This is a genomic window from Sporosarcina sp. SAFN-015 (assembly GCF_059415085.1).
In genome coordinates this window covers 289,882-307,704 of sequence record NZ_JBPFDR010000004.1, presented here as the reverse complement: position 1 = coordinate 307,704, position 17,823 = coordinate 289,882, and the positions used below count along the sequence as shown (strand labels likewise).

The 17,823-nt window shown below is 45.2% G+C and carries 17 protein-coding genes; 16 read left to right on the top strand and 1 reads right to left on the bottom strand.

Annotated elements, in window-relative coordinates; all coding sequences use genetic code 11:
* Positions 1-157 precede the first annotated feature (157 nt).
* From ACR65H_RS09605 to ACR65H_RS09590, 4 genes are all read left to right on the top strand, one after another.
* On the top strand, positions 158-1,147 hold the full coding sequence (locus tag ACR65H_RS09605; RefSeq protein ID WP_440499969.1) for a TAXI family TRAP transporter solute-binding subunit: 990 nt from the start codon (positions 158-160) through the stop codon (positions 1,145-1,147).
* Entirely contained in the window at positions 1,134-1,610 is a 477-nt protein-coding gene (locus ACR65H_RS09600; protein WP_440499968.1) for a DUF1850 domain-containing protein, read from the top strand. Before ACR65H_RS09605 ends, ACR65H_RS09600 begins: the two co-directional genes overlap by 14 nt.
* Positions 1,603-3,630, top strand: a complete 2,028-nt coding sequence (locus ACR65H_RS09595; RefSeq protein ID WP_440499967.1) for a TRAP transporter permease — start codon at positions 1,603-1,605, stop codon at positions 3,628-3,630. Before ACR65H_RS09600 ends, ACR65H_RS09595 begins: the two co-directional genes overlap by 8 nt.
* Positions 3,631-3,779: 149 nt before the next feature.
* Positions 3,780-5,168 carry a S41 family peptidase gene (locus tag ACR65H_RS09590; RefSeq protein WP_440499966.1) on the top strand — a complete coding sequence of 463 codons (1,389 nt, stop codon included), beginning with the start codon at positions 3,780-3,782 and terminating at the stop codon, positions 5,166-5,168.
* 23 nt (positions 5,169-5,191) lie between these two features.
* Here ACR65H_RS09590 and ACR65H_RS09585 read toward each other — a convergent pair whose 3' ends face one another.
* Positions 5,192-5,389 carry a sporulation histidine kinase inhibitor Sda gene (locus ACR65H_RS09585; RefSeq protein ID WP_440499965.1) on the bottom strand — a complete coding sequence of 66 codons (198 nt, stop codon included), beginning with the start codon at positions 5,387-5,389 and terminating at the stop codon, positions 5,192-5,194.
* 299 nt (positions 5,390-5,688) lie between these two features.
* Between ACR65H_RS09585 and ACR65H_RS09580 the strand changes: the two genes are divergently transcribed.
* The 12 genes from ACR65H_RS09580 to ACR65H_RS09525 all read left to right on the top strand — a co-directional run bounded on the left by ACR65H_RS09580 (position 5,689) and on the right by ACR65H_RS09525 (position 17,764).
* Positions 5,689-6,792: a CdaR family transcriptional regulator gene (locus ACR65H_RS09580; RefSeq protein WP_440499964.1), complete on the top strand. Its 1,104-nt coding sequence runs from the start codon at positions 5,689-5,691 to the stop codon at positions 6,790-6,792.
* 190 nt (positions 6,793-6,982) lie between these two features.
* Positions 6,983-8,395, top strand: a complete 1,413-nt coding sequence (locus ACR65H_RS09575) for an FAD-linked oxidase C-terminal domain-containing protein (RefSeq protein ID WP_440499963.1) — start codon at positions 6,983-6,985, stop codon at positions 8,393-8,395.
* On the top strand, positions 8,388-9,716 hold the full coding sequence (locus ACR65H_RS09570; protein ID WP_440499962.1) for a (Fe-S)-binding protein: 1,329 nt from the start codon (positions 8,388-8,390) through the stop codon (positions 9,714-9,716). Before ACR65H_RS09575 ends, ACR65H_RS09570 begins: the two co-directional genes overlap by 8 nt.
* A 1-nt stretch (position 9,717) precedes the next feature.
* Complete coding sequence (locus tag ACR65H_RS09565; protein ID WP_440499961.1) at positions 9,718-10,737, top strand: DctP family TRAP transporter solute-binding subunit; 1,020 nt, start codon at positions 9,718-9,720, stop codon at positions 10,735-10,737.
* A 20-nt stretch (positions 10,738-10,757) separates the two neighbouring features.
* Positions 10,758-11,243, top strand: a complete 486-nt coding sequence (locus ACR65H_RS09560; protein ID WP_440499960.1) for a TRAP transporter small permease — start codon at positions 10,758-10,760, stop codon at positions 11,241-11,243.
* Entirely contained in the window at positions 11,240-12,562 is a 1,323-nt protein-coding gene (locus ACR65H_RS09555) for a TRAP transporter large permease (RefSeq protein ID WP_440499958.1), read from the top strand. Before ACR65H_RS09560 ends, ACR65H_RS09555 begins: the two co-directional genes overlap by 4 nt.
* Positions 12,563-12,574: 12 nt before the next feature.
* Positions 12,575-13,333, top strand: coding sequence for an SDR family NAD(P)-dependent oxidoreductase (locus ACR65H_RS09550; protein ID WP_440499956.1), 759 nt, complete (start codon positions 12,575-12,577; stop codon positions 13,331-13,333).
* Complete coding sequence (locus tag ACR65H_RS09545) at positions 13,326-13,799, top strand: PPC domain-containing DNA-binding protein (RefSeq protein WP_440499955.1); 474 nt, start codon at positions 13,326-13,328, stop codon at positions 13,797-13,799. Before ACR65H_RS09550 ends, ACR65H_RS09545 begins: the two co-directional genes overlap by 8 nt.
* A 5-nt stretch (positions 13,800-13,804) precedes the next feature.
* On the top strand, positions 13,805-15,286 hold the full coding sequence (locus ACR65H_RS09540) for a class I adenylate-forming enzyme family protein (protein ID WP_440499954.1): 1,482 nt from the start codon (positions 13,805-13,807) through the stop codon (positions 15,284-15,286).
* Positions 15,283-16,416 carry a thiolase C-terminal domain-containing protein gene (locus ACR65H_RS09535; RefSeq protein ID WP_440499952.1) on the top strand — a complete coding sequence of 378 codons (1,134 nt, stop codon included), beginning with the start codon at positions 15,283-15,285 and terminating at the stop codon, positions 16,414-16,416. Before ACR65H_RS09540 ends, ACR65H_RS09535 begins: the two co-directional genes overlap by 4 nt.
* Before the next feature lie 4 nt (positions 16,417-16,420).
* Positions 16,421-16,726, top strand: a complete 306-nt coding sequence (locus ACR65H_RS09530; RefSeq protein ID WP_440499951.1) for a Zn-ribbon domain-containing OB-fold protein — start codon at positions 16,421-16,423, stop codon at positions 16,724-16,726.
* Between the two features lie 66 nt (positions 16,727-16,792).
* Positions 16,793-17,764: a bile acid:sodium symporter family protein gene (locus ACR65H_RS09525; RefSeq protein WP_440499950.1), complete on the top strand. Its 972-nt coding sequence runs from the start codon at positions 16,793-16,795 to the stop codon at positions 17,762-17,764.
* Positions 17,765-17,823 lie beyond the last annotated feature (59 nt).

The window sequence follows — 17,823 nt, the reverse complement described above, 5'->3', positions numbered from 1 at the left end:
ATTTACTATATCGGTCAAAAGCAGCTAATTGTTAGATGGATTTTGGATTCGAATATTTAGGTCGTTAATAGAGTAATAGAAATTGGCTTGCATTCTGAAAATTTGTGCTGTATTATTGTGAAAGTTATTAGATAATTAGTAGGGAAGGATGATACATATGAAGGCAAGGAAGTATGGACTATTAATTGGAAGCGCTTTATTGGGTGCTTCGATACTTGCAGCATGCGGTGATTCAGACAAAGAAGGAGATGCTGGCAGCAAAGGAAGCGCCGATGGACTTGAAACAAGAATCGTAACAATTGCAACTGGTGGATCATCGGGCCCATATAACATTATCGGAACAACCTTGGCAAATGAGTACTCGAATGAATTCGGGGTGAACTCAAAACCACAGTCAACCGGTGCGTCTGTTGAAAACATCAACTTGATAAAAGAAGGCAAAGTTGAAATGGCGTTTGTCATGAGTGACGTATTGACTGAAGCAGCTGAAGGAGTTGGAAATTTCCCTGAAAAAGTCGATAAGGTTCAACAAATTGCTGCTCTATATCCAAACTATGTACAAATCGTAACGACTGCGGATTCTGGCATCAAGTCAATTGAAGATTTGAAAGGCAAACGTGTTGCTGTCGGTGATCAAAACTCAGGCGTTGAAGTGAATGCCCGCAATTTACTTAATGGATTCGGAATTACGTATGATGATTTGAAAGTCGATTACCTTGGTTATGCAGAAGCGGCTGACGGTCTTAAATCAGGGAGTATTGATGCAGCATTCCTTACGAGTGGACTACCGAACTCTTCAGTGATGGAGCTTTCTGCGAGTATCGATTTAGCTTTAGTATCCGTTGACCCGTCAAAAGTTGAAGAAATTGCAAAAGATCAACCGTATTTCGTCTCCTTAGATATTCCTGCCGATACATACGGAAATGCGGAAGCGATTCCGACTGCGGCAATTATGAATGCATTGGTCGTCAGCAGCGATTTAAGCGAAGATGATGTATATAAATTGACGAAGAAGTTTTTTGAAAGCTTGGACACTCTTGGAAACTCCCACCAAGCTGCAACTGAAATTACTCTTGAAGGTGCTCAGCAAGGCATGGTAGCACCTGTTCACCCAGGTGCTCAAAAGTATTACGATGAGCAAAAGTAAGATTTTCCTAAGCGGGAGCATGGTCGTATTCATGCTCCTTCTTTCTCTTTTTTTGATTAGAATCCCTACTATTCAACTTTCTTATATTGGTGGTAGTTTTTATTTATACGAGGATGAGTTTGAACTAGGTTGGATCCATTCGGTCGAAAAGGAGCCTTGGTTCGAAACATATGAACGGCAGGGTAATGATCTTTATTTGACAACTACGAAGTTCAAGACATTCGGTGCAGGTGTTCCCTCATCGAAAGAAGTGATCGAAATGGAGGACGGATTTGTCCATATGATCGTTAATGAAAAAATGGATGAAATCCGGCTGGCGGTTTCAAAAAATGTCCAGACCACTTTGTACACGAAAAATAGTGAAATCCATTTATATGAACTTGTTAATGACTACGACACAATTGTTATCCAAGTCGTTAAAGCGTCATTATGGAATTTATTAAGAGGTGAAAAAATTGACTAAACAAGCAAACAGGCCTCCAGTTTTAGAAGAAACCGAAGTGCTAACTGAAGAACAGCAGGCGGAGCTTCTCGAGAAGTTTGATACGGAATCGAAAGTAAGAAAACTTACTGGGAAGAAAGTCGCGATTTTCGTTTCGGTCATTGCTGTCTTTTATTCTCTTTTCCATTTATACATCACGTTCTATCCAATGCCTGCACTCCAACAGCGTGCAGTTCACGTTGCTGTCGGTATAGCGCTGATCTATCTTATTTATCCAACTTATAGCAAGCAGAACCGGAGCAAAGTAGCAGTATACGATTGGTTGCTATTCATATTAAGTTTGGCGACTGCAGGTTATTTAATAAAAGAATATACAGCCATTGTGACAACACGTGGTGGAATACCTAATACGATGGATATTGTTATGGCAATTTTAACAGTCGTACTTATTTTGGAAGCTGCTCGCCGGGTAACGGGGTGGATCCTGCCTGTATTAGCGCTCATCTTTTTGTCTTACCCATTCTTCAGCCATATGAGTTGGGTACCGACAAAAATGGCAACACGTCCATATGACTTGGGCGATATTTTTGGTCAGATGTATTTGAAAACGGAAGGTCTCTATTCAACAGCGATTGGTGCTTCCGTATCGTTCATTTTCCTTTTTATCCTCTTTGGTGCCTTTTTGGCAAAGTCGGGAATGGGACAATTTTTCAACGACTTGGCTCTTGCACTTGCCGGTCATAAGCAAGGCGGACCAGCAAAAGTAGCGGTCATCTCTAGTGGTTTCATGGGAAGTATAAACGGGGCCGCCGTAGCGAATGTCGTCGGTACTGGTGCGTTCACAATTCCTATGATGAAACGGGTCGGTTATTCAAAAAACTTTGCAGGTGCGGTTGAAGCAAGTGCTTCAATCGGAGGGCAAATCTTGCCCCCAATCATGGGAGCGAGTGCTTTCATCATGGCGGAAACAACAGGTGTGAAATATGGGACAATCGCTTTGGCTGCCCTTATTCCTGCTGTCTTATATTTCCTTGCGGTTATCATGCAAGTGCACTTTCGGGCTGGCAAGGAAAATTTAAAAGGGATTCCGAAACCGGATCTACCAAGAGTAAAAGAAGTCATGAAGGAACGCGGACATCTATTGATTCCGATTGTTTATCTTATTTTCCTTCTTTATCGTAACGTTCCAATCGGCCATGCAGCATTTTATACAATCGTTGCAACGGTCATCGTTGCGGCACTTAGAAAAACGACACGGATGTCCATTAAGGATATTGTTGCTGCGCTGGATAGCGGTGCGCGCCAATCACTTTCTGTCATGGTTGCATGTGCGGTCGTTGGTGTCATTATCGGGGTAGTAAGCTTGACAAGCTTTGGGAATGTCATGACTTCTTCAATCGCAAGCCTTGGAGCAGGTTCGTTATTGCTGACGTTATTCTTTACAATGCTGGCATCCATGATCCTTGGCATGGGACTTCCTTCCATTCCGGCGTATATTATTACTGCGACAATGGCAGCGCCTGCTTTGGCGGCATTTGACGTGCCAATCCTAGTTGCGCATATGTTCGTATTCTATTTTGGTATCTTCGCGAACATTACACCGCCTGTTGCATTAGCAGCATTTGCAGGGGCGGGCATTTCGGGTGGAGATCCGATGAGAACCGGCTTTACAGCGCTTAAACTTTCTGCTGCCGGCTTCCTCATCCCATACATGTTCGTTTATAATCCTGCCATGTTGATGATCGATACGACTGGAGTGGCTATGAACGCACGAGAATTCCCGGTTGCGGCAACGATGGATATCGCGATAATTACAATAACGGCAATCATTGGCGTTATCGGGTTAAGTGCTGCAATTGAAGGGTATTTCAAAACAAACTTGAATTCACTCTGGCGAATCGTACTGGCAGCAGGAGCGCTTATGATGATAATTCCGGAAACAATAACGGATATTGTCGGAATCATAATTGTTGGAGCTATGTTTGCATTGAATTATATGAAAAACAAAAAAGAAGAATCGGCTTCGTTGCAAACGAAATGAGAATTATAGAAAAGCACACCGCTCGTCAACCATTTTCATAGGTTGATTGGTGGTGTGTTTTCTTTTGCAATGCTATCGAATATTACTTACGGAATCTACTGACAACAAGTATAATAGTAGAAACTCTATTCAGAAACGGGGAACATAACTTGTTAAGAATTCAAATGCAACGCTTCATCATGCTGTTTGCCATTCTTTTTATCATGCTGCCGCTCACACATGTCGCTGCAGCAGAACCGATTGATGAGATTCGGCAGCTTATTAAAACATATTATATTGATAATGTTCCTGAATCGGTATTATCGAGAAGCACCGGAAAAGAGATAACAAATGGACTGGACCCGCATTCCGAATACATGTCCAAGCAGGAATATGAAGCATTCATTAACGGAATCGAGCAACGTATCGTCGGGATCGGTGTCGTACTGGAGGAAAGTGAAAGAGGCATAAAGGTGATATCGGTCATTACGGACGGCCCGGCTTTTAAGGCAGGAATTGTTCCCGGCGACGTCATTACGCATGTAGACGGGAAATCGCTGAAAGGGAAGTCGGTGCAAGCGGCAGTGCCGTTGATCAGCGGAAAAGAAAACACGGATGTCACCCTCACAATTGAAAAAGAAAAATCGGAAAAGCTTTCGAAAATGACGATTCGTCGGGCTGAAATCCATTTGCCGACGGTCGAGTCGGAAATGCTCGGTGGCAATATCGGCTATATAAGACTTAACAGTTTTGCAACAGAATCGAGCAGCGAAATGGAAAAAGCCGTTCGGTCCCTTGCTGGCGCTGACGGGTTCATCGTTGACATCAGGAATAACGGGGGTGGCTATATTACCGCTGCGCAGGAAATCGCAGGATTCTTCCCGGGAGTAGAGCAAGCTTTCCAATTGCGAGAGAAAAACAAAAAGCCCAAAATTTATCCGTCTGTATATCAAAAACAGAAAATCGAAGGGCCTGTATCATTGCTTGTCAATGAATATAGTGCAAGTGCATCTGAAATGCTAGCGGTCAACTTGAAAGAGCAAAAGGCTGCTACACTGTATGGAGAAAACACATACGGAAAAGGGACGATGCAATCGATGTTCGAGTTCACCGACGGCAGTGTGTTGAAAATGACAACTGCCCGTTTTTATTCACCGCACGGCATTGCAGTGGATAAAGTCGGCGTCGCGCCACACGTTAAGACACCTGAAAATGAAGAATTGTCCACGGCGCATTATGACCAGCTGCTAGCTGCATTGAACGGCTATACGAAATTTCCTGCATTGGAAAACGTAAAGCCGACGAAAAGATTTACTGTGACGATGACGAAGGAAATGGATTGGAGTCAGCTCGGAAACCGATCGGTCAAGTTAATTGAAATTGGTGGTAAAGAGAGCAGTGTCCGTATTGAAGAGAAGGATGGCAAGACGATTGAAGTGATTCCTGAAGTGCCATTGCTTTCTGGCAAAAAGTATATGCTGATTATCCATCCGGCTTGGAAGGATAAGCTTGGAAATGGAATGAAGAAAGGGATCTATTTGGATGTGACAGTAAAATAAAGAAGGGAGTGAGAGCTTGTCCGTTAATGAATGGATGGGCTCTCATTTTCATTATAGGGAGACTCTGTATCTCGCTTAGAGAAACGGATGGATCGACGCTTTATCTCTTTTTCCAGAAGAGTGATGAATTGCGGGCAAAGATTTAGTGCAATCGCTTTTTTATACGAGTCCAAAAGAAAATCATCCGGTATACTGTACAATTTGGGTCTCCTCCTTGTCATCATATCGTTTCCGGTTGCATATCTTGAAGTTTGGCTCTTTTACCTTATCAAATTTCAATTGTAAGAACAACCGTTCCGATATCCACAGTTGACAGTGGATAAGTTGTGGTTAACTTGTTTGTAAATAGCATAAGTCAAGCGTAGTAAGGTGGATAACGTGGACAATTTTATCCACAGATATGGATAAGCGCGAAAAATGTCGAAAGATTTTTCTGAAATTGCATATTTGTGTGAAATCCTATTGATGTTATGACGCAATTCACATAATATTATATAAAAACTAAAAAGGAAGTGGGAAAGTGTTTCAGTTCGACACACTTGGCCAGGAAATTGTAGAAGAGCTCTCCCACTTGATACAGGAACAAGTGATTCTGACGGATCGCCGAGGTTTCATCCAAGCAAGTACCGATCCGGAAAGGTTGAACCAATTCCACGAAGGTGCGCTGTTAAGCTTGCGGGAAAAAAAGATTCTTCATATGACGGATAAGGAGCTCAACCAGTTACAAGGTGTGCGTAAAGGCGTTGTCCTGCCGATTGTCATTGAAGGGAATCCGATTGCCGTACTCGGTATAACGGGGGATCCACAGCATATCCATCCCCAGGCACAGCTCATTTTGCGGGTTGCGGAGCTGTTCATCCAAGATGCAATGAAGAGAAAGCAGAAAGAGGAGAAAGTGCGCGACTTGGAGTTTTTTGTGTTTGACTGGCTCACCTCATCAAATAAAGATATCCGTTTTCGTGAACGGGGAGCTGTGCTTGGCATCGATGTCAATATCTATGTGCAAGTCGCCGTCATTGAGGTGATGAACACGGAAGACCAGTTTACAATTGACGAAGTGGATAGTTTCAAATCCAATCAAAACATCCATCCCGATCTGCAAATGATCAGATGGGGACAAGATAAGATCCTTATACTGTTGCCGGATATGAATCAGGACATGCTTAAAAGCGAACTTGAATATTTCCTATTATCTATTAAGAGGAGAAAAAAGATAATCGTCGCGGCAGGAATCGGTGGAAAAACCGATTGCTTTAATTTATCGAAGTCATTCCTTCAAGCGGAAAGGGCGGCGAATGCTTCGAAGAAATTGAATCGAGTTCTTTTCGAACATGAGCTTCGCTTTGAGTTGATCCTACAAAGCATCGATGAATCGACACGCGAGGAATTTATTCAGCGTACTATTGCTCCGCTGCTTGAGGATAGGGAGCTCCTTCATAATCTCCAAGTTTGGTTCAATGAAAACCAATCGATGCAAAATACCGCGCAAAAACTGCATATCCATAAAAACACACTTTCATATCGATTGCAAAAAGTCGAGCAACTAACCGGATTATCCGTTTCGAATGTCCATGACGTTCTTCTCCTTTATTTTGGAATCCGACTGCTGGATGAAAGGAAATAAAGAGGTCCCTTTTGAATTCAAAGGGATCTTTTTTTATATGCCAAAATATTCTACTTAGTATGGATTTTTTGTTTGTAAGAACAAAAAAATGTCGAAATAAGAGTGAAAGGTTGTGCATGCACCTATATCTTCCTAATCGTTGCACTATTAAAATTAGACAAAGAATTAGAAATTTGAAGGAGGCTGCTTCATGGATGTGCAAGTGAAGGAGCAATTGATTGCCATTACTGGCAGTGCTCATGCAAGGACGACAGTAGCGCAGAAATTGGCGTATTCCTATGATGCGACCGCCAACTTCCAAGCATTGCCGGATTTAGTCCTTTCTCCTGCTTCCATTGAGGAAATTCAAGAGATTGTGAGAGTTTGCAGTGAATACGGCGTGCCGATCGTTTCCCGTGGGTCTGGAACGAATCTTGCAGCGGGGACGACGCCGACTTCAGGGGGGGTCGTTATTCTATTCCACCGGATGAATCGAATTTTAGAGTTGGATGAAGAGAATTTAACGTTGACCGTCCAGCCGGGTGTCATCACGCAAGCGATCAATGAAAAGGTTGCGGAAAAAGGGTTGTTTTATCCTCCCGATCCGAGTTCGATGAGCATCTCAACAATTGGAGGGAATGTGAGCGAGAACTCAGGCGGCTTGCGAGGATTGAAATATGGCGTTACACGCGATTACGTGAAAGCATTGAAAGTCGTACTGCCAAGCGGTGAATTGCTTACGACGGGCGGTAAACTTGCAAAAGATGTGGCTGGTTATGATTTGACGAGCCTGTTTGTCGGTTCGGAAGGGACACTCGGAATAATTGTGGAAATTACATTAGGTCTAATACCGGCACCTGAAACGAAAAAGACGTTATTAGTGTTTTACGACACACTTGAAGAGGCTGCGCAGACGGTTTCATCAATTATAGCGGCAAAAATTGTGCCTGCGACGCTTGAGTTTATGGACCAAGGAACAATTGAAGCGGTTGAGGAGTTCATGAAAATCGGCTTGCCGACGAATTGCGAAGCGATGCTTCTGATTGAACAGGATGGGGACCCTGCAATCGTCGAAAGAGATATGGAGCTCGTTCATAAATTGTGCATGGAGCACGGTGCGACGTCGACGCAAATGGCGAAAACGATTGAGGAGGCAGCGCAGTTGAGCATTGCGCGAAGAGTCGCTTTATCCGCCCTCGCGAGGAAACGGCCGACGACTATTCTTGAAGATGCGACCGTACCTCGTTCCGAAATTGCGAAGATGGTGAAGGCAGTACAAGAAATCGCTGTGAAATATGATCTGCTTATCTGCACATTCGGCCACGCGGGAGATGGCAATTTGCATCCGACCATTTTGACAGATGTGAGGGATGATGCAGAAATGGCAAGGGTCGAAATGGCGTTCGCGGAAATCTTTGACCACGCTATCAAACTTGGCGGCACGATTACAGGTGAACACGGAGTCGGGGAAATGAAAGCGCCCTATCTGGAATGGAAAATCGGCAAGGCAGGAATTGACACGATGAAAAGCATAAAGCAGGCAATCGATCCGCTCAATATTATGAACCCGGGGAAAATATTCGCCAAATCCTCGAAGAAAAGGGTAGTGGTGCATCATGAGTAGTGCACAGGCTGAGCTGATCCGGCAATCATTCGTTACGCATGTTGATGAAAACAGGTTGATGGACTGCATGCGCTGCGGCTTCTGTTTGCCGGCCTGCCCGACATATATCCATTCCGGATACGACGAAACCCAGTCGCCCCGAGGAAGGATTGCCCTTATGAAAGCGGTGCGAGATGGGAACGTCGAATGGGATGGTTCCATTGAAGAGGCTTTCGACCTTTGTCTAGGCTGCAGGGCGTGCGAACCTGCATGTCCCGCCGGTGTCCAATACGGAACGCTTATCGAGGAGACACGTGAGGCGATTGTATCCGTCAAATCGCAATCATTGAAAGAGAAAGCAATCCGTAAAGGAGCATTCGATCATCTTTTCGCAGACCAGCGAAAGATGAAAACGGCAGTGAAACTGGTGACATTCTATCAAAAATCGGGATTGCAGAAAGTCGTGCGGAAGGTCGGTTTCATGGAGCTTTTCCCGCCATTCATGAAAGATATGGAAAAGTCGCTGCCAGAACCGCCGAGAAAGCGACGAGTACAAGCTGCATCAATCGAAAAGAAAACGACGGTCGCCTTTTTCGCAGGTTGCCTTATGGATACGATGTTTCAAGAGACAAATCGGAATACGATCGACTTGTTGGAACGGCTTGGCTGCGAAGTCATCATTCCTAAAGGTCAACAATGCTGCGGGGCCTTGCAAGGACATAGCGGCGAAATGGACCGGGCAAGGCGAAACGCAAAAGCGAATCTTGAAGCATTCAATCTTAACGGTATTGACTACATCGTCAACAATGCAGGAGGTTGTGGTGCGTTTTTATCGGAATATGACAGGTTGTTTGACCAGGATCCGGCGCTGTTCGCGACGGCACAGCAATTCGTAGAAAAGCAGATTGACATATCCTCGCTGCTCGTGAAGCTTGGCATTATTGAGGAACTGTTAAAGCAACCGACAGCAAATACGACAGAAATCGTCACTTATCAAGATTCATGCCATTTACGGAATGTGAATGGGGTGAAGGATGAGCCAAGGGAAATGCTGAAAGCGGCTCAAGGTAGTTTATTCGTTGAAATGCCCGGTGCGCATTTATGCTGTGGTTCCGCCGGTGTATATAATTTACTTCAACCAGAAATGGCTTCACGAATTCTTGGTTCGAAAATGGAAGAGGTGAAACAGGTTCAAGCAACGACAATCATTACAACGAATCCAGGATGTTTGCTGCAAATGAAAGTCGGCGTCGAAAGGGAAGGATTATCTGGAACTGCACGCGCCATGCATGTTGTCGATTTTATTCACGAAAAAATAATGGGATCCAATGGAGGGAAATGAAATGAAGTTAAAAAAAGGTAGAATTTTAGGGGCAATCGGTCTAACGGCAATGCTCATGCTCGGTGCATGTTCAAAAGATGATACGGGCAGTGCAGCAAGTGATAAAAAATACAATTTGAAAATGTCTGTAACAGTAAATGACTCTTCAACATGGTACCAAGCTGCAGAGAAGCTTGCCAATGACTTAAGGGACGAGACGGACGGCAGGATCAATATCGATGTGTTCCCGAATGAGCAATTATCAGGCGGCGACCAAGGGAAAGGCGTCGAGTTGCTCGCAAAAGGGCAAACAGATCTAAGCGTCCACTCCACAATCATCTATTCCATTTTGGATGATCGATTTGGGGTAGCAAGTGCTCCATTCCTTTTCAGCGAACATGCGCAAGCGGATAAGGTATTTGCTGGAAAAGGCGGAGAAATGATCGGTGACATCTTGAATGAAAAAGGCGTTGAATTGCTTGGTTTCGGAGAAAACGGCTTCCGCCAACTGACGAACAGCAAGCAGGAAATCAAATCGCCTGCAGATATGAAGGGTATGAAAATTCGCATCCCGGGCATTAACATGTACACCGATTTGTATCGCGCATTAGGTGCTGACCCGACGACAATGGCTTTCTCTGAAGTATTCACATCATTACAGCAAGGAACAATCAATGGACAAGAAAATCCGATCGACGTCATCCATTCATCCAAGTTGAATGAAGTACAAGATTATTTGACGGAGTGGAACTATTCCTATGACCCATTAGTGTTTGGTATTAATAAAAAGCTTTTCGACTCAATGAGCAAGGAAGACCAAGAACTGTTCAAAAAGTTAGGGAAAGAAGCCGCGGCGTACCAAGTCGAGCTTGCACGTGAAAAAGAAGCGAAGCAAATTGAAGAATTAAAAGCAGCCGGCATGCAATTCTATCAGCCTACAGACGCTGAAATGGAAGAATTTAAGGCAGCAGTTCAGCCGCTTTACGAAAAATATACAGATATCTGGGGCGAAGATTTGCTGAAGGCGTTCCAAGATTATTAATTAAGTGGGGGAGAACATAAATGGAAAGAGTGATTAGCAGATTAGAAGAGTGGATTGTTGTAATCGTTTTGTCCATTATGTCCACCATCGCCTTTGTCAATATCGTTTCGAGGGGTCTTCTAGGCCACTCGTTCTCCTTTGCTGAGGAAGTTACAGTGAACTTGTTTGTAGCACTCACTTTCGTCGGGACAGCCATAGGTGTGCGTCAATACGCACACCTTGGCTTTACGCTTATTTATGATCTGGCGAATATTGTTGTTAAAAATATCATTACGATTCTTGTTGGCGTGTTGATGTCGCTGTTATTTGTCATTCTTATTTATTTTGGAATCCAAATGCTAATGTTCCAGATTGAAATGGGACAGAAAACACCGGCACTTGGATGGCCGCAATGGGTGTTCTCAATGGCAATGCCGATTGGGGCGGCTTTGTGCCTATTCAGGACAGTGCAAGCGACAATCAAAGAATATCGCGAGCAAAATAGGAAAGGGGAGCAATCGGTATGATGGCATTAATTTTATTTGGTCTCTTTTTCTTGCTCGTAATGCTGCGGCTGCCGATTGCTGTTGCGCTTGCTATTTCGTCCATTGCTGTGCTGTTTACAGGCAGCGGGATGTTCGGCCTTGAACTGGTTGCAGATATTATGTATTCAAGCGTGTCCAAGTTTACGTTGCTTGCTATCCCGTTTTTCATTTTGGCGGGGGTCATTATGGAGCAGGCGGGCATTTCAAAAAGGTTGATAGATTTTGCGCAAGCATTAGTAGGACATCGAAAAAGCGGTATCGTCTTCGTTACCGTTATGACCGCAATCTTCTTTGCAGCGATCTCTGGATCAGGTCCGGCGACAGTCGCCGCAATCGGAGGAATCCTAATTCCAGCCATGGTGAAGAACGGTTATAAAAAGGAAACTGCGGGCGGCCTAATTGCAAGCTCGGGCGCAATCGGCATCATTATTCCTCCAAGTATCGCCTTCATCGTGTTTGCTGTCGTTGCGGGGGATCAGATTCCGGTTTCGATCGGACGCCTATTTATCGCTGGTATCGTCCCGGGGTTATTGCTAGGCGGCGCTTTCATCTTTGCAGCGATGTATGTCAGATGGAAGCAAGAGCGCAAAGAAGGTCCTATTCAAGGAATTGTCCTAAATCAGAAAGCTACCGGCAAAGAGCGAGTAAAGGCGTTTGTCGATGCACTTTGGGGATTATTGATTCCCGTCATCATTTTAGGTGGGATTTATGGCGGCTACTTCACACCGACAGAAGCTGCGGTCGTCGCAGTGTTTTACGGTCTTTTCGTCGGCTTCGTCATCTATCGTGAACTGAATTTGAAAAAGCTCTATGACATTTTAGTGGCGGCTTCCGTTCAGACTGCGACAGTTATGTTCATCGTCAGTGCGGCGTCTGTCTATGCGTATATCATTACGACGGAGCAGATTGCGAGACAAATATCTGATGCAATGCTTAGTATTTCGGAAAATCCGATCATCATCCTGTTGCTCGTCAACGTCTTGCTGTTGATTGCAGGGATGTTCATCGATGCGATTTCGGCCTACTATATTTTCGTTCCGATTTTATTGCCGATTATGCTTCTATTGAACGTAGATCCGACCGTTTTCGGCGTATTCATGACCGTCAACTTGGCGATCGGTTTATTCACACCGCCAGTAGGGTTGAATCTGTTCGTCGCGGCAGGCATATCAGATACATCGATCGGAAGGCTATCGATTGGGGTACTTCCTTTTATCGTCGCTTCGCTCATCATTCTAATGCTCATAACGTTTATACCGCAAATATCGACATTTTTACCAGATCTGTTAAACGTCAAATAGGGGGAGTTTGGCATGAAACTTAAGGGGCAGACAGCAATCATTACGGGAGCGGCGAGCGGCATCGGTGCCGAATCCGCCATCCGTCTTGCAAGAGAAGGTGCAAATATCGTCCTGATCGATTTGAATCCTTGCAGCAAAACGGCAGATTCCATCCAATCGGAAAGCCCAGACTCGAAAGTTTTGGAATGTCTAGGAGATATCCGCGACCCGGAATTTGTAAAAGCGGCAGTGGCACGGTCTTCGGATTTGTTCGGAGAACTGCATATTTTAGTGAACAATGCGGGGACTTGCGGAAGATTGGGCATTGACACGATGACGCTAGATACTTGGGACCGTGACATGGACACGAATGTCAAAGCCGCATTTCTGTTCATCCAGGCGGTCGTATATCCGCATATGGTTGAACAGCAATATGGAAGAATCATCAATATCAGTTCTGTTTCTGGGATAAACGGCGGAGTCACTTCCGGCGATGGTGCGAATGGCCGTTCCGGGCCAGCTTATGCTGCATCGAAAGGGGCAGTTATTGCCTTGACGAAATGGACTGCAAAAGAATTAGGTCCTCTCAATATTACGTGCAATTCCGTGGCACCGGGAGCAACTGAGACGGGGATTACTTCGGGGATTCCTTATGATGTCAGTCAGCAAGTGATCAAACGGATGGGATCGCCCGCAGATATCGCGGAAGCGGTCCTATACTTCGCATTGCCGGAATCCGGCTACACGACCGGACAAGTTTTAAAGGTGGATGGGGGCTATAGCTTTGGATAAGCGAATTCGAGCTGTACATGATAAGACATCTAATCGGATTGCCGGGCGTTTAATGAAAGGAATAGATCTATTTGAAGGCATCATAGGTGCTTGTAAGGAGTTCGGGGTGGAAGCGGCTCAGTTTCAATGCCTTGGATCTCTTCAGCACGCGACATATGTCCAGCTGGATCAAAATGAAGATGGAAGTTTGCAATACTCATCAGAAGTTGTAACCGATACACCTGTAGAACTGTTGTCTGGTACAGGTTTTGTCGGTCTTGATATGGAAGGGGAAATGGAAGTCCATTTTCATGGCATGTTTGTCGATTGCAATAAGAGCTTAAACGGCGGGCATTTTATTGACGGAAAGAATCCGGTCGCTGTCACGATCGAGTTCGTACTATTTCCATTGAATGACATACGGATGCAACGGGGATTGGATGAAATTTACGGCATTCCTGTTTTTCAATTTAGGGAGAAGGAGTGAGGCACATGGAAACATTGGGGAAGTTGGCAATGAAATCAGCCGCCGCCTATCCTGACAAGGTGGCAATAAAAGATAAAGACCGGTCAATTACATACCGGGAAATGATGAAACGGGTTTTTGCCCTAACGTCATTTTTCCATGAGCAGGGGTTGAAAAAAGGAGATCGAGTCGGAATTTTAATGGCGAATCGTCTCGAACATATTGAACTTGATGTTGCGACAGCGCTTGCAGGAGTCATTAAAGTCCCATTGAATTATCGTCTTCATCCGAAAGAGCATGAATATATGCTGAAGGATGCCGATGTAAGTCTCATTATCGGCGATAAAGGATTAATTGAACCAATCGGGACGGGTGTCGCTGTATTGCCAATCGGTGAGGAATACGAAAAAGCGGTCGATGCGCATATCGGAAGAAGTCATTTGGAGGAAGTCGGAGAAGACGATCTGTTTGCGATTATGTATACATCGGGAACGACTGGCAATCCGAAAGGCGTCATGCTGTCACACCGCAATATGATATCCGGCGCTTTATCGCTAGCAATCGCTTGCGATACGACCTACGACGATATAATTGGGCATGTTGCTCCATTGACGCACGGAAGCAACTTTTTATCGCATGTCGCCTGGCTGTATGGCTTGACACAAGTCGTATTCGATAAATTCGAACCTGAAGAGTTCGTCAATGACTTGGCTCGAGAACAGGTATCGACGATTTTCCTTGTGCCAACGATGGTGAACTTAATGATTCAGCATCCGAATTTCAATCCGACAAAGTTATCGACATTGAAAACAATCAATATGGCAGGATCGGCAATTGCAGCGAGTAAACTTGAACAGGCATTATCACTCGCCGGTCCGATTTTTGCCCAAACATACGGGCAAGTAGAAGCGCCGATGTGCATTACGATGATGCCGAAGAATGAAATGGGGAAGAGGCTTGAGTCGTGTGGCCGTACAGGACTTTTCGTCGACGTGAAAATCGTCGATGACGAAGGGAATGAAGTCGCAGACGGAGAAGTGGGCGAGATTATTTGCAAAGGGTCCCTCGTCATGCAGGGCTATTGGAATAATACGAAGGCGACCGAAGAAACATTGAAGGACGGTTGGCTCCATACAGGCGATTTAGGTTGGAAAAGTGCAGAAGGATATCTCCATATTGTCGATCGGAAAAAAGACGTCATCATTTCAGGAGGCGTTAATATTTATCCGCGTGAAGTGGAAGAGGTTCTCAATTTGCATGCCGGCGTGAAGGAGACTTGTGTCATCGGCGTTCCCGATGAGAAATGGGGCGAGAATGTCGTCGCGTATGTCGTATTGAATGGAACCGAGGAAGTAACAGAAGAGGAACTTGTTGCCTTATGTATCGAAAACATGGCAAGCTTCAAAAAGCCAAAGGAAATCCATATCGTGAATGAATTGCCTAAGAGCTCATACGGAAAAATCCTGAAACGGGAACTCCGAAACAAGCATGAGGAGGTAAAGGCATGACAAATGTATATGTCCACGGTATCGGGATGACTCAATTCGGGACGTTCGTCGACCGTTCAATGAAGGAAATGCTCTTGGAAGCTTGCATCCAAGCGTTGGAGGATGCGGGCAACCCGAAAGTCGATGCTGTATTCGTCGGTAATTTCATGGGGGGTGCCATTTACAATCAAGAGATCCTCGGTGCCATCGTCGCTAATGAACTTGGTCTAGGTTTCATTCCGACAGCGAAAGTCGAAGGGGCTTGCGCTTCAGGCGGGATTGCTTTGCGGCAAGGAATCATGGGGATTTTGAGCGGGGAATATGAAACTGTCCTAGTGGCAGGTGTGGAGAAGATGAAACACGCATCAACATCTGATGTCACACAGGCGATTAATGCCGCGATGGACAATGATTCAAATGAAAAGCAGGCGGGGTTGACGTTCCCAGGATTTTTTGGTGTCTTGGCAAACCGTTATTTCTACGAAACCGGTGCTTCGAAAAAACATTTAGCGATGGTTGCGTTGAAGAATCGTGAGCATGCGCTAAATAATCCGCTTGCGCAATTCCAAAAGCCGGCGACGCTTGATGAAATCATGAACGCACGAATCATCACGAATCCATTAGGCCTATTCGACTGCTCGCCGATGACGGATGGTGCAGCAGCGCTCGTCATCTCGAAGAAGAAATCGGACGTTCATATCCGTTCATCCGCACAGAGCTCGGGACCGACGCAAATGCAGGATGCGGCTGATCTACTATCGATTCCCGCCATCCGGGAATCGGGACGCCTCGCTTATGAAAAAGCAGGTGTCGGGCCGGAAGATATCGATGTCGTTGAAATCCATGATTGCTTTTCAATGACGGAAGTGCTCGCAATCGAGGAATTGGGCTTCTTCAAAAGCCGCGAAGGATGGAAGGCGGTTGAAGAGGGACGGACAAAATCGACAGGGGATAAACCGGTCAATACGAGCGGTGGATTGCTGTCGCGCGGTCATCCAATTGGGGCGACAGGAATCGCCCAAATTTATCACCTTGTGAGGCAGCTTCGAGGTACGGCTCCGAACCAAGTAGATGGAGCGAGGCTTGCATTGGCGCAAAACTTGGGCGGTACTGGTTCGTATTCAACTGTGCATATTTTGGAGAGGATGTGATGATATGAAGATATTCAAATGCAATTCATGCAATTACGGAAGTGTCTCGTCGAAATATACATGCCCCGAATGCAGAACCGGCAAGCTTGAAGAGAAGGAAGTATCTCCGAAAGGAACTGTTTTCAGCTTTACGGATATTCATATCGCTCCGGCGGAATTTGCTGGCATCGCTCCTTACACGATCGCTCTCATTCAGCTCGACGAGGCCGATGTGAAAGTGACTGCCAGAATGGATAGCCCCGTGCAGATCGGTGATAATGTCGACTTGGAAAAGGTCGAGAATGGCGCTTATTTATATACGAAAATATGAGGGCTTGTGCTTGAAATCGGCTTGGTCGATTTTAGGCACATGTCTTTTTATAAAGGAGAGAATCCGTTGAAAGCTTTGCAAGTGGCGACAGGAATCGTATCGAAATATTTGCCTGTATGGATTGTCCTTCTATCTGTAATCGCATACTTGGTCCCTGATTTCTTTATCCTGATCCGCGGTTTGACAGGTGTTGGGCTCGGAACGATCTTTCTTCTGATGGGACTGTCTTTGTCGACAGATAAACTAATGGCGGTCATTAAAAATCCGAAATTCGCCTTTATCGGCGTCTTCCTCAAGTGGACGATGACAGTCGGTGTATCGATAGCGATCGCTTATCTGTTCTTTAAAGATGAAGCGGAAATTGCGACAGGCGTCATTTTGGCGGGGACCGTTCCAAGTGGTACGTCCGCCAACATTTACACATTTATCGCAGGTGGCGAAGTGGCATTGAGTATAACAATGGCAACGATGGATACATTTATCTCGCCGGTCTTGACACCGACTCTCGTTCAAGTGTTTGCGGGGAAGTTAATACCGATCGCATTTTGGCCATTGTTCCTCAATATCATTTACATTGTGTTCATTCCATTATTGGCTGGATTGTTCATTCAATGGAAGTGGACAAAAAAGGTAGAAGCCGTCAAACCATATACATCGGTCCTCTCCCAGCTCGCTTTATTTATCGTTATCTTGTCAGTCATTTCTAGTGCACAGCAATCATTGCAACAAAATTTATCAGTATTGCCATTGGTGTTCGTAGCAGTTGTGCTCCAAGTGTGCATTCCGATGGCCGGCGGCTATTTCATTGCGAAGTTATTGAAGGTCGCTGAGCAGAATGCGCGCGCTATTCTGTTCCATACGGGCATATGCAATACTGCGCTTGCGGCGACACTCGCAATGGAGCATGTCAGCTCACTCGCCGCCGTGCCGGCCGTCGCCAATATGGTCGTCAATCTGACTGTTGGAGCGCTCGTCGCAAGTCTATTTGATAACAAATTTAAATTGCCGAAGACTGAATCTGTAGTTATGAGTAAATGAATTCAGCACGACGGAGTATGCAGCCCCTTGATAGTTCATACGTTAAAGTATTAGCTATC

Bases quoted from the DNA above. Each gene is read 5' to 3' on its own strand.
- ACR65H_RS09605 (WP_440499969.1), top strand. From the start codon at position 158: ATGAAGGCAAGGAAGTATGGACTATTAATTGGAAGCGCTTTATTGGGT.
- ACR65H_RS09600 (WP_440499968.1), top strand. From the start codon at position 1,134: ATGAGCAAAAGTAAGATTTTCCTAAGCGGGAGCATGGTCGTATTCATG.
- ACR65H_RS09585 (WP_440499965.1), bottom strand. From the start codon at position 5,389: ATGACAAGGAGGAGACCCAAATTGTACAGTATACCGGATGATTTTCTT.
- ACR65H_RS09575 (WP_440499963.1), top strand. From the start codon at position 6,983: ATGGATGTGCAAGTGAAGGAGCAATTGATTGCCATTACTGGCAGTGCT.
- ACR65H_RS09570 (WP_440499962.1), top strand. From the start codon at position 8,388: ATGAGTAGTGCACAGGCTGAGCTGATCCGGCAATCATTCGTTACGCAT.
- ACR65H_RS09565 (WP_440499961.1), top strand. From the start codon at position 9,718: ATGAAGTTAAAAAAAGGTAGAATTTTAGGGGCAATCGGTCTAACGGCA.
- ACR65H_RS09560 (WP_440499960.1), top strand. From the start codon at position 10,758: ATGGAAAGAGTGATTAGCAGATTAGAAGAGTGGATTGTTGTAATCGTT.
- ACR65H_RS09555 (WP_440499958.1), top strand. From the start codon at position 11,240: ATGATGGCATTAATTTTATTTGGTCTCTTTTTCTTGCTCGTAATGCTG.
- ACR65H_RS09550 (WP_440499956.1), top strand. From the start codon at position 12,575: ATGAAACTTAAGGGGCAGACAGCAATCATTACGGGAGCGGCGAGCGGC.
- ACR65H_RS09540 (WP_440499954.1), top strand. From the start codon at position 13,805: ATGGAAACATTGGGGAAGTTGGCAATGAAATCAGCCGCCGCCTATCCT.
- ACR65H_RS09535 (WP_440499952.1), top strand. From the start codon at position 15,283: ATGACAAATGTATATGTCCACGGTATCGGGATGACTCAATTCGGGACG.
- ACR65H_RS09530 (WP_440499951.1), top strand. From the start codon at position 16,421: ATGAAGATATTCAAATGCAATTCATGCAATTACGGAAGTGTCTCGTCG.